This window comes from Arthrobacter sedimenti (assembly GCF_042652025.1).
Taxonomy (GTDB): domain Bacteria; phylum Actinomycetota; class Actinomycetes; order Actinomycetales; family Micrococcaceae; genus Arthrobacter; species Arthrobacter sedimenti.
This window is the reverse complement of record NZ_JBHSDQ010000003.1, coordinates 248049-262674: the sequence shown is the minus strand read 5'-3', so window position 1 is coordinate 262674 and position 14626 is coordinate 248049. Positions and strand designations below refer to the sequence as shown.

Below are 14626 nucleotides of genomic sequence, written 5' to 3'. Positions count from 1 at the left end.
CGGGGCCCAACTTTTTGCCGGTGAACTGTCACCGTCGCGGGGGAACTGTTACTACCGTACGATCAGCTCAGGGTTGGCCTGCTGACAGACTTTGTCGCCCGCAGTCTGGTTGACGATGTCTTGCGGCAAAGCGGGTGCAGTCCCGCCGCCTGCTCCTGCTCCGTAGGTGGTGCCGCTGGTGAAGTCGCTGCCGACGTAGACCTGCACGCCCGATACCCCCGGTGCGGGAATCATGAGGGTGGCCGGAATCCCCAGCAGCGCGGCGACGTCGGCCGCAACGTCGGCGAAGCCGTTGCCGTAATACACGGCTGTCTTGGCCACCGGCTGGGCGAGGAACTGGCCGGTCTGCGTGAAGCCGCCGGCAACCAATGCCTGGACGATCTCCTGCGCGCGGCCGCTGACGCCGCTTCCGTTGGCGACAGTGACGGGCTGGATGGCCTTGTTGTAGGGCGGCACCGGCGGAGCGGTCTCAGTGGGCGCCGGAGACGGTGTTGCGGTTTCGCTGGGCGACGGCGAGGCGGGCGCGGTGGGATCGGTGAGGTCCACGTTCTTCCGCAGCGCGGAGAACAGCTGTGCACCCGCAGGCTCCGCGATGACCAGCCGGTTGGGATCAACCGGCGCCGGCGTGGTGGGCACCGCCACGAAGGCCACCTTGCTGATGTCGATGTCCTTGAGCCGGGTACCGATGGTCAGCAGGGTGGGAACGGAAGCAAGCCCGTCATCAACGGTCAGGTTCTGGGTCACGACGTCGGCGATCTTCAGCATCTTCGCCGGGTCGGACAGCGTTCCTTCATCCTTGATCTTGCGGGTCAGCGACGACAGGAAGCCCTGCTGCGCCTTGATCCGCCCCAGGTCGCCGCCGTCGGCAAAAGCGTGGCGGGTCCGGAGGAACGCAAGCGCCATTTCGCCCTGTACCGAGGAAGTTCCTGCGGGCAGACGCAGCCGGGAATCGGGATCGAAAACGGCGTCGCTGATGCAGACGTCGACTCCGCCCACTGCGTTGGACAGCTCCTTCACGGCATTGAAGTCGGCCATCATGAAGTGGTCCACCTGCATGCCGGTGAGCTTGTTGACGGTGTCCACGGCGCAACCGATGCCGGCCTCGCTCATGGCCTCGTTGATCATCACACCGGTGCGGGCCGGGTAGTCCTTGCCGGTCTTCTTGTCCTTGCAATCGGGAATATCCACCAGCAGGTCACGCGGGAAGCTGATGACGTTGACGCGCTTGTTGTCCTCGGAGATGTCCATCAGCATCATCACGTCCGACTTGCCGTAGCCGGTGGAATCGTCACTGGTTCCGTACTCCGAGTTCTTCCCGTCGCGGGTATCGGAGCCGAGAATCAGGATCTGCAGCCGGCCGGTGGCATCGTTCCCGGCGGCCTCGGTGTTCTCCCCGCCGGCGTTCAGCGGCGCCTTGGAGATGTTGTTCTGGAGCCGGAAAAACCAGAATCCGCCGAAAGCGATCGCGGCCACGAGGACCAGTGCCACCACGCCGGTGAGGGCCTTCAGCCATAACGGCATCCCGCGCAGGGGGCCCAGATGGCGGGCAGCACCAACGGCACCGCCGTTTGCGTGGCGGGATACCGGTCCCGTCCCGGATGACAGGTCAGCCTCGTTGTCGCGTCCATCGCGGCCTGGATCCACCTGGTGAACCTTCCTCTAAATACGAAATCCGGTCCATTTTAGTGGTCCAGTGTGGAGAACGTGCCGGCGCGCTCCGCCGAACGCCTTCATCGTAGGTCAGAAACCCAGTTTGACCAGCTGTTTCGGGTCGCGCTGCCAGTCTTTGGCCACCTTGACGTGAAGATCCAGGTAGATCCGTGTGCCCAGCAGGGCTTCGATGCCTTTGCGGGCGTTGGTTCCCACTTCCCGCAGCCGGCTGCCACCCTTGCCGATGATGATGGCCTTCTGGGATGGCCGCTCCACGTAGAGGTTGACGCGGACGTCCAGCAGGGGGTTGTCGTCCGGCCGGTCCTCCCGGGGGACGATCTCCTCCACCACCACGGCCAGGGAGTGCGGAAGCTCGTCCCGGACCCCCTCCAGGGCGGCTTCGCGGATGAGTTCGGCAACCATGACCGCTTCAGGCTCGTCGGTCAGTTCGCCGTCAGGATACAGGGGCGGAGACGGCGGCATGTGGCTGATCAGGACGTCGGCGACCGTTTCCACCTGGAAGCCGTCGGCAGCGGAGACCGGGACAATGTCCTTCCAGCCGTCCTCCCCCAGCACCTCGCGTCCCAGGGCGGCCACGGCGAGGAGTTGTTCAGTCAGCGCCTGCTTGTCCACGAGGTCTGCCTTGGTGACGATGGCGATCACCGGCTTGCGCCCGACGGCGGCAAGCTGGGCCGCGATGAATTTGTCGCCGGGGCCGATTTTTTCGTTTGCCGGCAGGCAGAAACCGATGGCGTCCACCTCCGCCAGCGTGTCCGCAACGAGGTCGTTCAAGCGCTTTCCGAGGAGGGTGCGGGGACGGTGCAGCCCCGGCGTATCCACGAGGATCAGCTGGGCGTCGTCACGGTGCACGATGCCCCGGATGGTGTGCCGCGTGGTCTGCGGCTTGGCGGAGGTGATGGCCACCTTCTTGCCCACGAGGGCATTGGTCAGCGTGGACTTGCCCGCGTTGGGCCTGCCAACCAGGACCGAGAACCCGGCGCGGAAGCCGCCGAAGTCGTCCGGTAGTTCGGCCTTATTTTTCTTGCTCACGTGGAACTCCCTGCTGGGTTGCTTCGGCCTCTTCCAGGAGGCCTTCAAGGTCAGTCTCTACTCTTGGTACGGGCGCCGCAATGATGTGGCTGACGCGGTTCCGCCGGCCCTCCAGCCGTTCCGCCCGCAGGGATACGCCTTGCACTTCGACAGTGCTGCCCACGATCGGGACGCGGCCAAGCGCCTTGGCGAGCAGGCCGCCCACGGTGTCCACTTCGTCGTCGTCAATCTCCAGGTCGAACAGCTCGCCGAGGTCATCGATGCCCATCCGGGCGCTCACCCGGTAGGAGCCGTCGTCCAGTGCCACCGCTTCCGCGCTCTCGGTGTCGTATTCGTCCACGATTTCACCCACGATTTCCTCGATCAGGTCCTCAAGGGTCACAAGCCCGGCCGTACCGCCGTATTCGTCGATGACGATGGCCACGTGGGTGGATTCCTTTTGCAGTTCGCGCAGGAGGTCGCTGACGGGCTTGGACTCGGGCACGTAGCGGACCTCCCGGGCGAGGGACTCCACCAGGGGTGGTTCCTGGTTCGCGCCCAGCTGGTGGATGACGGACGCAACGTCCTTGAGGTAGACGATGCCCAGGATGTGGTCGGTGTTTTCGTTGATGACAGGGATCCGGGAGTAGCCGGAGCGCAGGAAGAGGGACATTGCCTGGTGCAGGCTGGAGCCGGCGTCGATGCTGACGATGTCGGTCCTGGGTACCATGACGGCCCGCACCAGGGTGTCACCGAAGTCGAACACCGACTGGATCATCTCCGCCTCGGTGTCCTCGATCATGTCGGACTCACTGGCCCGGTCCACGAGTTCACGGAACTCCTGCTCGCTGAAGAAGGCGTCGTCACCGCCGGGCGCTCCGGGCGCTGCTGAGCTGCCGATGGCGACCAGCCAGCCCGGAACCGGTCCCAGCACGCTGGTGAGGAACCGGACCATCGGGGCGGTGAAGCGGACCACCGCTGTGGAGTGCAACCGTCCGAGCTGCCGGGGTGACACTCCCACGATCACGAAGCCCAGGAGGGCCATGATGCCGGTGGCCACCAGGCCGGCGAGCCACACGTTGTCCAGCAGGCTGGCGACCAGCACCGCGACGGCGACGGCGGAGGCCATCTCGAACCAGACGCGCCAGAACCGCAGGGCCCGGGTGTGGGCCACGGGTTCGGCAAGGATGCGGCGCATGGCGGTGCCGCGGCTCCGGTGCAGTGCCTCTTCGGCGTCGTGGCGGGGAAGGAAACTGAAGGCGGCCTCGGCCGCGGTAAGCACGGCCGCGACGGCAAGGAAAACCAGTGCCACCGCGACCAGGAGCAGTTGCGTCACTGGGTTGTCTCGGCCGGGGCTTCTTTGCCGGTGAAGCCGGACAGGAGTTCGCGCTGGAGCCCGAACATCTCCGCTTTCTCTTCCGGCTCGGCGTGGTCGTAGCCCAGCAGGTGCAGGATGCCGTGCGTGGTCAGCAGCAGCATCTCGTCCTGGAGCGAATGGCCGGCGTTCCGGGCCTGGACCTTGGCCACCTGCGGGCAGATGGCGATGTCGCCCAGCATCCCCTGGGGCGTGGGCCGGTCCGGGGTCCCGGGTGTCAGCTCGTCCATGGGGACCGAGAGCACGTCCGTGGCGCCAGGTTCATCCATCAGCTCGATGTGCAGCTTCTCCATGGCGGGTTCGTCCACGAGGAGAATGGAGAGTTCGGCCTGCGGGTGGATGTAGAGCTGTTCAAAGATGTACCGCGACAGGGCAACGAGCTCGGATTCCTCCACCTGGATGCCGGACTCGTTGTTGACCTCGATGCTCACGCGTGTTCCCCCCGTTTTTCCCTGCCGGCTGAGTGCTTGACCCGGTTGCGCTGGGTTTCGTCCCAGATGCTGTAGGCGTTGACAATGTCTCCCACGAGCCGGTGCCGCACAACATCGGCGGCGTCCAGGACGGAGAAGCTGACCCCGTCGATGCCTTGCAGGATTTCCTCAACGATCCGCAGCCCGGACCGCGTCCCGAACGGCAGGTCCACCTGGGTGACGTCCCCCGTGACCACCATCTTGGATCCGAATCCAAGCCGGGTGAGGAACATCTTCATCTGTTCCGGCGTGGTGTTCTGGGCCTCGTCGAGGATGATGAAGGCGTCGTTGAGGGTTCGCCCGCGCATGTAGGCCAGGGGCGCCACCTCGATGGTGCCGGCGGCCATGAGCCGCGGGATGGATTCGGGGTCCATCATGTCGTGCAGGGCGTCATAGAGCGGCCTGAGATAGGGATCGATCTTGTCGCTGAGCGTGCCGGGCAGGAACCCCAGCCGCTCCCCCGCCTCCACTGCGGGGCGCGTGAGGATGATCCTGCTGACCTCTTTTTGCTGAAGCGCCTGGACCGCCTTCGCCATGGCCAGATAGGTCTTACCCGTACCGGCGGGCCCGATGCCGAAGATCACCGTGTTGGCGTCGATGGCATCAACGTAGTTCTTCTGGTTGAGGGTTTTGGGCCGGATGGTCCTGCCGCGGCTGGAGAGGATGTCGTGGGTGAGCACGTCCACGGGATTCTGCAGCGACTGGGTGCGCAGCAGCGACACCAGCTGCTGCAGTACCGCCGGCGTGATGACAGTGCCCCGGGCCACCAGGCCGCGGACCTCCTGGAGGAGCCGCATGATCCGGGGGACGTCCGTGACGGGGCCGCTGATGGACAGTTCGTTGCCGCGGGCGTGGAAGTTGACGTCGGGAAACTGCTCTTCAATGAAGCGAAGCGCCTCATCGTGGCTGCCAAGTGATTGAACCATCTGGTCGGTGTTCTCAAAGAGGACAACTTCGGTCCGGGTGCCGGGCATGGAGTGGGGAAATTCCCCCGGACTGCCTTCGCCCGTGTTGAGCCGGCGCTTACCATTTGCTGATTCAGTCATGGTGTTGGCCCGCAGGCCCGTGGTCCCCTCGAAGATCGACATCACTTGTTTGCGTTTGGCTGATGCCGGGGCCCGTTGCGCGGTGCTCCCTGCCCAGCGATCCCTTTATCTTACGCCAGCACCGGTATGGAGCAGATACCCGGCTCAACGGGAGCGGCCGCTCCACCCATGAAACCGTGCCGGGCACGGCGTTAGGTATCAACTTCATATCGGCCTCATATCGTTCCAGTTGCAGTTGGCCGGAAGGAGGCGCAGAGCGGCTGACCGCGCGCACCGCTGTGCAATGCTGGAAATCCAGCATCTGCTGGGACGCCAGGCCGCCAGGGGGATCGGCCCGCCACGCCAGGAAAGGACAAGGGCAGGACAGTGCCGGAAACCTCTGTGCCCAAAAGGGCAGGACGACCCATGGGCCGCCTGCGCCCGGCCGTCCTGGCAGGGATGCTGGTGCTCGTTCCGGTCCTGGCTGGCTGCACTGCCGAGGGCGGGCCTTCACCTGCAGGCACCACCGCCTCGATCCCCGCCTCAGGGGGCACCATGCCGGACGCGCCCTCCACCAGCGCCCCGCTGGAAACCACCCAGTCCTCCAACAAGGCGCCGGTTTACTGGATTGGCCGCAGTGGCACAAGCATCTTCCTTTACCGCGAATTTCGCGACGTCCCGGAGCAGGACAACCCGGTCACGCGGGCCCTGCGTGCCATGATGTCGGAAAAGCCCCTGGACCCTGATTTCTTTACGCCCTGGCAGAACCCGGGCAAACTGGCCACGTCCATTTCGGGCAAGGATGTCATCACCGTCGATGTCTCCGCCGACGCCTTCAACAGCAACCTCGACGCAGACATGGCGGCCCGGGCTATCCAGCAGCTGATCTATACGGCCACCGCGGCCGCCGCCAGTTCCGGGCTGATCGACACCGGTCAGCAAATCCGGGTCCGGATCCTGGTGGACGGCCACACTGACTACGTCGCGTTCGGAAAGATCCAGCTGGGCGCACTCATGACGCGGGCAGCAGGCCTCGTGGCACCGGTATGGATCATCGACCCCCAGGAAAACGTTGAGGTGCCGGGCGGCAGCGTGAAGATCACCGGGCGCAGCACCTCACCTGGGGCAAAGCTCCACTGGCAGCTGCTTCGGGCCGGGGACGGCGGCAGCAAAGCGCCCTTCCTGAATGGGGAAACCACGGCAGGTACAGAGCAGGGACAGGCGGGCGTCTTCACGCTTGCCCTCAACCTGCCGCCAGGCGACTACGAGCTCCGCGTAGCGCAGGCCGGCTCCAGCGGAGAGCCGGACAAAAACGAGGACACGAGGTCCTTTAAGGTCAGGTAGTGGTCCAGCGGCCAAGGATGTCGCTGGCAAGCACGACGGCGGCCGGGCCGGCTGTGGAGGACCGCAGGACATGGTGCCCCAGCAGGGCCGTCACAGCGCCTTTGTCGCAGAGTTTGGTTACTTCCCGCGGGCTGATGCCGCCCTCCGGGCCTACGATCAGCAGAATTTCACGGGGGCCGGCACCTGCACTCCCCTGCCATGCCTCCAGGACGGTACGCAGCGGCCGCACGGCGTCTTCATGCAGGATGACCGCCAGGTCTGCCGCCTCCACGGCGGCGGAAAGCGCCGTGGTGTCGACGGCAGCCCGGACTTCCGGGATCCAGGCACGCCGCGCCTGCTTGGCGGCCGCCGTCACGGTTGATTCCCACTTGGCGTGCGCCCGCGCTGCGCGGTCGCCCTTCCAGCGGACGATGGACCGTTCAGACTGCCAGGGAACCACCGCGTCGACGCCCAGTTCCGTGGCTGTCTCAATGGCCAGTTCGTCGCGGTCGCCTTTGGCCAAAGCCTGGACCAGCACCAGCCGGACCTCCGGCCTGTCTTCCACCGTCAGGCTGCTGCACTCCACCTCGAGCCCGGACGGTGCGGCCGAGACGACCTTTCCGGTCATCCGGGTGCCGGCGCCGTCGACAATGTCCACGGCCTCGCCCGGCGCCAGCCGCTTGACGGTGACGGCGTGCCGCGCCTCCGCTCCTTCGAGGACGAACATGCGGCCCGGCGTCGTTGCGTCCAGGGAACCGACGGAGGTGAAGAAGACGGGGTTGCTCACCGCTACAGGTTCCCGAACCGGTCCCGGAGCTTGGCGAACATGCCGCCGCTGGCGGCCAGCTTGCCTTCGGTAATCTGCTCACCCCGGAGCTTGGCAAGCTGGCGCAGGAGGTCCTCCTGCGCGGAGTCGAGCTTGGCCGGGGTGTCCACCTGCAGATGGACCTTCAAGTCGCCGCGGCCGTAGCCCCTCAGGTGGGTAACACCCAACCCGCGCAGGGTGATGATTTCGCCGGACTGGGTTCCGGGCTTGACGTCGATCTCCTGGGTACCGTCGAAGGTTTCCAGGCTGACGTCCGTGCCCAGGGCTGCGGCGGTCATGGGGATGTGCAGGGTGGCGTGCAGGTCATCGCTTTCGCGCACATACGTGGGGTCGTTGTTGACGCGGATCTCGACGTACAGGTCGCCCGCCGGGCCCCCTGCAGGGCCGGCCTCGCCCTGGCCGGAGAGCTGGATGCGGGTACCGGTGGCGACGCCGGCGGGAACCTTGATGGTCAGCGACCGGCGGCTGCGGATGCGGCCCTGGCCACTGCATTCGTTGCAGGGATCCTTGATGACAGTGCCGAATCCTTCGCAAGTGCCGCAGGGGGCTGCCGTCATGACCTGGCCGAGGATGGAGCGGACGGCCCGCTGGACCTGGCCGCTGCCGCCGCAGATGTCGCAGCGTTCCGGCTGGGTCCCGGGACGGCAGCAGGATCCATCACAGGTGGGGCAGACCACAGCGGTGTCAACCTCGAGCTTCTTGTTGACTCCGAATACGGCGTCGCGGAGGTCGATCCGGACACTGATGAGTGCGTCCTGGCCGCGGCGGACGCGCGACGCCGGACCCGAGGCACCACCGGCGCCAAAGAAGGTGTCGAAAATGTCCTGGAACGCGAATCCCTGGCCTGCGTAACCGGCGCCGCCGAAACCGTTGTCCGTGCCGTTTTCGTTGCCGGTGGTGTCGTAGATCCTGCGCTTCTGGGGATCGGAAAGGACCTCGTAGGCGTGCGTTACCGCCTTGAACCGCTCTGCAGCGTCGGCACCTGGGTTAACGTCCGGGTGAAGGGTGCGGGCCAGCTTGCGGTAGGCCTTTTTGATCTCTTCGCCCGTAGCTTCGGGTGAGACTCCAAGGACGTCATAGTGGCTGCTCAAAATTCGTGTCTCTTCCTTGTTGTACTGCGTTCAGTTGGTCGGCCAGGGCTCTTGTTTCACAGTCCGAGCAAGCTCCGGCGGCCAAGAGTCAGGGCCCCAAAATCCTGGAAAGGTAGCGGGCTACCGCCCTGACGGCAGCCATGGTGGTGGGATAGTCCATTCGGGTAGGACCGAGGATTCCCACTTTGGCTGCGCTGTCCGGACCGTAGCCGGTGGCCACCACGGAGGCCTCGGCAAGGCCGTCATAGGGGTTCTCCCTTCCGATGCTGACAGCCACGCCCCGGTGGTCCTGGGCCATCTCGCTCAACAGCCGCAGCATCACCACCTGTTCCTCGAGCGCCTCGAGCACAGGGCCAATGCTGAGGGGAAAGTCCACATTGGACCGGGCGAGGTTGGCGGTGCCGGCCATGACCATGCGGTCTTCCCGACTGCTCTGCGCCAGCCCCTCAAGGCCGACGGCCAGCGCGTGTGCCGCCTGGCGCTGCGAGTGGGGCGTTGCAGCCACGACGGCGGGAAGGGCCTGGGCGAGGTGGCTCAGCCGGGTTCCCCCCAGGGCAGCCAGGAAACGGGTGCGCAACTCGGCCAGCGCCTCGTCGCCAAGGTCCTGGCCGACGTCCATGACGCGCTGCTCCACCTTGCCGCTGTTGGCGATGAGGACCACGAGGACCTTCCGCGGTGCCAGCAGCACGAATTCGATGTGGCGGACAAGTGCCCTGCTCAGGTGCGGGTACTGGACCACGGCCACCTGGTTGGTCAGTTGCGACAGCAGCCGAACGGTGCGGTCCAGTACGTCGTCGAGGTCGTCCGCGCCCTCCAGGAGGGTCTGGATGGCACGGCGTTCTGCAGCCGAAAGGGGCTTGACTGCCGAGATCTGGTCGACAAAGAGCCGGTAGCCCTTGTCGGTGGGGATCCGGCCGGCGCTGGTATGGGGGGCGGTGATCAGCCCCTCGTCCTCCAGCGCGGCCATGTCATTGCGGATGGTGGCGCTGGAAACGCCAAGATGATGCCGCTCCACCAGGGCCTTTGACCCAACCGGCTCGCGGGAGTGGACGTAATCCTCCACGATGGCCCGCAGTACTTCCAGTTTGCGTGGCTCGCTCACTCTCCACCTCCATCCATGGTCCGGGGCCGCCCGCCCCGCCCGGTGCCACCCGGGGGTTAGCACTCGACATGCCTAAGTGCTAACAGTCTATTATGCCTCGGCCCGTTGTTAGCATTGGTACCGCTCCGGGCGAAACTCCCGGGCTAAGGAGCTAGCGCTAGGCGGATCGATTCCATGGATTACCAGAACTGGGGCCCCCGGGGCATTTCCGCTCCCACGCGGACGGAGCTGCCCGAGGTCCCCGTGGAGCGCGGCATGGTGCTTGAGGAAGTACAGTCCGGCTGGGTGGGCGCCGTCACCCGCGTGGAGAAGTCCGGCGGAATGCACGTCGTTGCATTGGAGGACCGCCGCGGAAAGTCGCGGTCCTTCAAGCTGGGGTTCGGTTTCCTCCTCGAGGGCCAGCCCATCCGGTTGATGCCGCCGGCACCCAAGGCGGCCGTCGGTGCTCCCGCCGGCAGGACTGCCTCCGGTTCGGTGCGCGTCTCCGGCCAGCGCGCCCAGGTTGCCAAGGCAAGCCGGATCTGGGTGGAAGGCAAGCACGACGCCGAACTGGTGGAAAAGGTCTGGGGAGACGACCTGCGCGTGGAAGGCATCGTCGTCGAGCCCCTCCACGGCATCGACGACCTGGCCGCTGCCGTCGCGGACTTCAGGCCCGGCCCGGGCCGCCGACTCGGTGTGCTGGTGGACCACCTGGTTCCCGATTCCAAGGAATCCCGGATCGCCGACGCCGTCATGGCGTCCCCGGGCGCGGCCGGCAACGTCCTGATCGTCGGGCACCCGTACGTGGACGTGTGGCAGGCAATCCGCCCTGCAGTCCTGGGCATCGAAAAATGGCCCGCCATCCCCCGCGGGCAGGACTGGAAGACCGGGATCCTCAAAGCCTTCGGCTGGCCCCACGCCACGAAGGAAGACATCGGCCTCGGATGGCAGAAGCTGCTCGGTGCCGTACGCACGTACGCGGACCTCGAAGCGTCGCTGCTGGGCCGGGTTGAGGAAGTCATTGATTTCCTCACCGTGCCCTGACGGGCGGGCGACGGCCGCAAAGCCAGTATTCTTGGTAGTAGTCAGCACTAACTTGCACCTCAGAAGGACACAGACTGTGGCAGAAAACGCACGTGATCACAGGGACGGCCAGGGCCGTTCCGAGTACCATGGCGTACCCGCCAACGCCCTGCCGCTTACGGCCAGCGAAGACCGCCAATGGGCCACGCTGGCTCACTTCGGCGGAATCCTGGGGTGTATCCCGTCGCTGCTGATCTACCTGATCTTCCGCGACCGCGGGCCGTTCACCGCCCAGGAGTCCAAGGAAGCGCTGAACTTCAGCCTGCCGCCCACCATCGCCGCGGTCCTGGCCAACATCCTGGTCTTCATCCCCTACGTGGGGAACATTTTCGCGGTCATCGCCACACTGATCTGGGTGGCGCTCACGTGCTTCTCGGTGGCCGCCGGCATCCACGTCAACCGCGGCCAACCGCACCGCTACCAGTACAACCTGCGCTGGATCAAGTAGCGGCCCAGGTCAGTCCGGGAGGATGCGGCGGACCACTGCGTCTGCCAGCAGCCTGCCCTTGAGGGTCAGGACCAGGCGTCCCCGGAAAGCGGCAGCGGGCTCCACCAGGCCGCCCGCGATCAGCCCGGCCACCTCATGCCGCCCGGCAGCGCTAAGCGTTGACACCTCGAGCCCTGACTGCAGGCGCGCCTCGAGCATCACCTTTTCCAGGTTTCTGGTTTCCGCATCCAGGGTTTCCCTGCCGGCAGCCGGCGACAGCCCCTGCGACAGCCTGTTGGCATAGGCGGACGGGTGCTTGACGTTCCACCAGCGGACCCCGCCCACGTGCGAATGTGCGCCGGGGCCGATCCCCCACCAGTCGTCTCCCCGCCAGTAGGCCAGGTTGTGCCGGCACGCCTGATCCGGAGTGCGCGCCCAGTTGCTGACCTCATACCAGCCGAGCCCTGCTTCGGTGATCAGCTGGTCGGCGAGCTCGTACTTGTCGGCGTGGTCGTCGTCGTCAATTCCCGGGACTTCGCCGCGGCGCATCTGGGCTGCCAGCTTGGTCCCTTCCTCGACGATCAGCGCGTAGGCGCTGATGTGGTCAGGCTGGTAGGACAGGGCCGTCTCCAGGGAGTGGCGCCAGTCGGCCAGTGTCTCCCCCGGCGTGCCGTAGATCAGGTCCAGGCTGACGGCCAGGCCGGCTTCCCGGGCCCACTGCACCACGTGCGGTACCCGGCTCGGCGTGTGGGTGCGGTCAAGGACCTTGAGGACGTGCGGAACGGCGGACTGCATGCCAAAGGACACGCGGGTGAAGCCGGCCTCCTTGAGGACGGCCAGGGATTCAGGGGTGACAGAGTCCGGGTTGGCTTCCGTGGTGACTTCGGCACCGTCCTCGATGCCCCAATGGTCAATGGCAGCGCGAAGGATCAGGGCGAGGTCATCAGCGGGCAGCAGCGTGGGCGTGCCGCCCCCAAAGAAGACAGTGCTGAGCTTCCGCTCCGGCAGGCCGGAACCTGCCAGCACGTTCGCCGCCAGCGCCACTTCCGACACCGCCGTTTGCGCATATGCGTCCTGCGAAGCACCGCCGCCGAGTTCCGTGGCGGTATAGGTATTGAAGTCGCAGTAGCCACAGCGCACCGCGCAGAACGGGATGTGGACGTACAGGCCAAATGCCCGGCCCGCCGCACCGTCCGCTGCCTGTGCAGGCAGCAGGCCGTCCGACGGCGCCGGGTCGCCGAGGGGAAGGACGCTGGGCATCAGCGCGTCCCCCGCTGCGCAGTGGTCACTTCTTCTTTGCCTTGTCCTTCGATTCGTCCGTGGTGAGGGCGGCGATGAAGGCCTCTTGCGGCACTTCCACCGTCCCCACCATCTTCATGCGCTTCTTGCCTTCTTTCTGCTTTTCCAGGAGCTTGCGCTTACGCGAGATGTCACCGCCGTAGCACTTCGCCAGTACGTCCTTGCGGATGGCCCGGATGCTTTCACGGGCGATGATTCGGGAACCGATGGCCGCCTGGATGGGCACCTCGAACTGCTGCCGCGGGATGAGTTCGCGGAGCTTGCCGGTCATCATCACGCCGTAGGCGTAAGCCTTGTCCCGGTGGGTGATGGCACTGAAGGCGTCCACCTGCTCGCCCTGGAGCATGATGTCCACCTTGACCAGGTCGGCAACCTGCTCGCCATCGGCTTTCCAGTCCAGCGATCCGTAGCCACGGGTCTTCGACTTCAGGATGTCGAAGAAGTCGAAGACGATTTCCGCCAGCGGCAGGCGGTAGCGGATTTCCACCCGGTCCTCGGAAAGGTAGTCCATGCCGCCCATGACGCCGCGGCGCGACTGGCACAGCTCCATGATGGCGCCGACGAATTCGTTGGGGGCCAGGATGGTGGCGGAAACCATCGGTTCGCGTACTTCCGCGATCTTGCCGGTGGGGTACTCGCTGGGGTTGGTCACGCGGACCACCTTCTTGTCCTCCAGCGTGACCTCGTATTCCACGTTCGGCGCAGTGGAGATGAGGTCGAGGTTGTATTCGCGCTCCAGGCGTTCGCGGGTGATCTCCAGGTGAAGGAGACCCAGGAAGCCGACGCGGAACCCGAATCCCAGTGCGGCCGACGTCTCCGGTTCGTATACCAGCGCGGCGTCATTGAGCATGAGCTTTTCGAGGGCGTCGCGGAGGACCGGGTAGTCGGCGCCGTCCAGCGGGTACAGGCCCGAGAACACCATGGGCTTGGCATCGGCGTAGCCGGGGAGCGACTCGGCGGCCGGCTTGGCCAGGTTGGTGACGGTATCGCCAACCTTGGACTGCCGGACGTCCTTCACACCGGTGATCAGGTAACCCACTTCACCGACGCCCAGGCCCTTGGAAGGTGTGGGTTCAGGCGAGCTGACGCCGATTTCCAGGAGCTCGTGCGAGGCCCTGGTTGACATCATCTGGATGCGTTCCCGCGGGTGGAGCATGCCGTCCACCACACGCACATAGGTCACCACACCGCGGTAGGTGTCGTAAACAGAATCGAAGATCATGGCACGGGCAGGACCATCGGGGTCACCCTTCGGCGCCGGCAGGTCCCGGACAATCTTGTCCAGCAGTGCTTCCACGCCAACGCCCGTCTTGCCGGACACCCGCAGGACATCTTCGGGATCGCCGCCGATCAGATTGGCCAACTCGGCTGCATACTTCTCGGGCTGCGCCGCCGGCAGGTCGATCTTGTTCAGCACCGGAATGATGGTGAGGTTGTTCTCCATGGCCAGGTAGAGGTTGGCGAGCGTCTGGGCCTCAATGCCCTGGGCCGCGTCCACCAGCAGGATTGCGCCCTCGCAGGCGGCCAGGGACCTGGACACCTCGTAGGTGAAGTCAACGTGGCCCGGGGTGTCGATCATGTTCAGTGCATAACTCACGCCGTCCACCTCCCACGGCATGCGGACAGCCTGGGACTTGATGGTGATCCCGCGTTCACGCTCGATGTCCATGCGGTCCAGGTACTGGGCCTTCATGTCGCGCGCCTGGACCACCCCGGTGGACTGCAGCATCCGGTCCGCCAAGGTGGACTTGCCGTGGTCAATATGCGCGATGATGCAAAAGTTCCGAATGATTGCCGGATCTGTCGCGGCGGGCACCGGTGCGGTGCGGGCCATGGGAGACACGCAGGGTCCTTACTGTTGGCTTTTCTGCAGCCATCCGGCAGGCACGCGAAAGGTGCCTGCGGTCCAGCCGCACATCTTGAACATCCAGTGTCCCACGTCCGGGA

Annotated in this window: 13 protein-coding genes; 3 read left to right on the top strand and 10 right to left on the bottom strand. The window is 65.7% G+C overall.

Features of this window, described 5'->3' with window-relative positions; all coding sequences use genetic code 11:
- Positions 1 to 51: 51 nt before the first annotated feature.
- The 5 genes from ACFO0G_RS09300 to ACFO0G_RS09280 form a co-directional block, all read right to left on the bottom strand.
- Positions 52 to 1644, bottom strand: a complete 1593-nt coding sequence (locus tag ACFO0G_RS09300) for an LCP family protein (RefSeq protein ID WP_376977173.1) — start codon at positions 1642 to 1644, stop codon at positions 52 to 54.
- A 96-nt stretch (positions 1645 to 1740) separates the two neighbouring features.
- Positions 1741 to 2700, bottom strand: a complete 960-nt coding sequence (era, locus tag ACFO0G_RS09295) for a GTPase Era (protein ID WP_286397152.1) — start codon at positions 2698 to 2700, stop codon at positions 1741 to 1743.
- Positions 2684 to 4015: a hemolysin family protein gene (locus ACFO0G_RS09290; RefSeq protein WP_376977170.1), complete on the bottom strand. Its 1332-nt coding sequence runs from the start codon at positions 4013 to 4015 to the stop codon at positions 2684 to 2686. The genes era and ACFO0G_RS09290 overlap by 17 nt, the downstream gene beginning before the upstream one ends.
- Positions 4012 to 4485, bottom strand: a complete 474-nt coding sequence (gene ybeY / locus ACFO0G_RS09285) for an rRNA maturation RNase YbeY (RefSeq protein WP_141941473.1) — start codon at positions 4483 to 4485, stop codon at positions 4012 to 4014. Before ybeY ends, ACFO0G_RS09290 begins: the two co-directional genes overlap by 4 nt.
- Entirely contained in the window at positions 4482 to 5570 is a 1089-nt protein-coding gene (locus ACFO0G_RS09280) for a PhoH family protein (RefSeq protein ID WP_286397159.1), read from the bottom strand. The genes ybeY and ACFO0G_RS09280 overlap by 4 nt, the downstream gene beginning before the upstream one ends.
- 405 nt (positions 5571 to 5975) lie before the next feature.
- Here ACFO0G_RS09280 and ACFO0G_RS09275 point away from each other — a divergent pair, with 405 nt between their 5' ends.
- Positions 5976 to 6893: a GerMN domain-containing protein gene (locus ACFO0G_RS09275; protein ID WP_376977167.1), complete on the top strand. Its 918-nt coding sequence runs from the start codon at positions 5976 to 5978 to the stop codon at positions 6891 to 6893.
- On the opposite strand, the gene ACFO0G_RS09270 is transcribed toward ACFO0G_RS09275, so the two are convergent.
- From ACFO0G_RS09270 to hrcA, 3 genes are all read right to left on the bottom strand, one after another.
- The gene (locus tag ACFO0G_RS09270; protein WP_376977165.1) at positions 6886 to 7659 is read right to left on the bottom strand and encodes a 16S rRNA (uracil(1498)-N(3))-methyltransferase; all 774 of its coding nucleotides are present in this window, start codon (positions 7657 to 7659) and stop codon (positions 6886 to 6888) included. The two genes, ACFO0G_RS09275 and ACFO0G_RS09270, sit on opposite strands and share 8 nt — an antisense overlap.
- 2 nt (positions 7660 to 7661) lie before the next feature.
- Complete coding sequence (gene dnaJ, locus ACFO0G_RS09265) at positions 7662 to 8789, bottom strand: molecular chaperone DnaJ (protein WP_286397166.1); 1128 nt, start codon at positions 8787 to 8789, stop codon at positions 7662 to 7664.
- Positions 8790 to 8877: 88 nt separating this feature from the next.
- Positions 8878 to 9891 carry a heat-inducible transcriptional repressor HrcA gene (hrcA, locus tag ACFO0G_RS09260; protein WP_286397168.1) on the bottom strand — a complete coding sequence of 338 codons (1014 nt, stop codon included), beginning with the start codon at positions 9889 to 9891 and terminating at the stop codon, positions 8878 to 8880.
- 174 nt (positions 9892 to 10065) lie between these two features.
- On the opposite strand from hrcA, the gene ACFO0G_RS09255 reads away from it, so the two are divergent.
- Together ACFO0G_RS09255 and ACFO0G_RS09250 are read left to right on the top strand one after the other, a co-directional pair.
- Positions 10066 to 10914 (top strand): DUF3097 domain-containing protein, encoded by an 849-nt coding sequence (locus tag ACFO0G_RS09255; protein WP_376977162.1) that lies wholly within the window; start codon positions 10066 to 10068, stop codon positions 10912 to 10914.
- Positions 10915 to 10990: 76 nt separating this feature from the next.
- Positions 10991 to 11401, top strand: coding sequence for a DUF4870 domain-containing protein (locus ACFO0G_RS09250; RefSeq protein WP_056336732.1), 411 nt, complete (start codon positions 10991 to 10993; stop codon positions 11399 to 11401).
- A gap of 9 nt (positions 11402 to 11410) precedes the next feature.
- Here the strand turns inward: ACFO0G_RS09250 and hemW are convergent, their stop codons facing one another.
- Positions 11411 to 12640 carry a radical SAM family heme chaperone HemW gene (hemW, locus tag ACFO0G_RS09245; protein ID WP_376977160.1) on the bottom strand — a complete coding sequence of 410 codons (1230 nt, stop codon included), beginning with the start codon at positions 12638 to 12640 and terminating at the stop codon, positions 11411 to 11413.
- Between the two features lie 25 nt (positions 12641 to 12665).
- Positions 12666 to 14522 (bottom strand): translation elongation factor 4, encoded by a 1857-nt coding sequence (gene lepA / locus ACFO0G_RS09240; RefSeq protein ID WP_286397179.1) that lies wholly within the window; start codon positions 14520 to 14522, stop codon positions 12666 to 12668.
- Between the last annotated feature and the right edge of the window lie 104 nt (positions 14523 to 14626).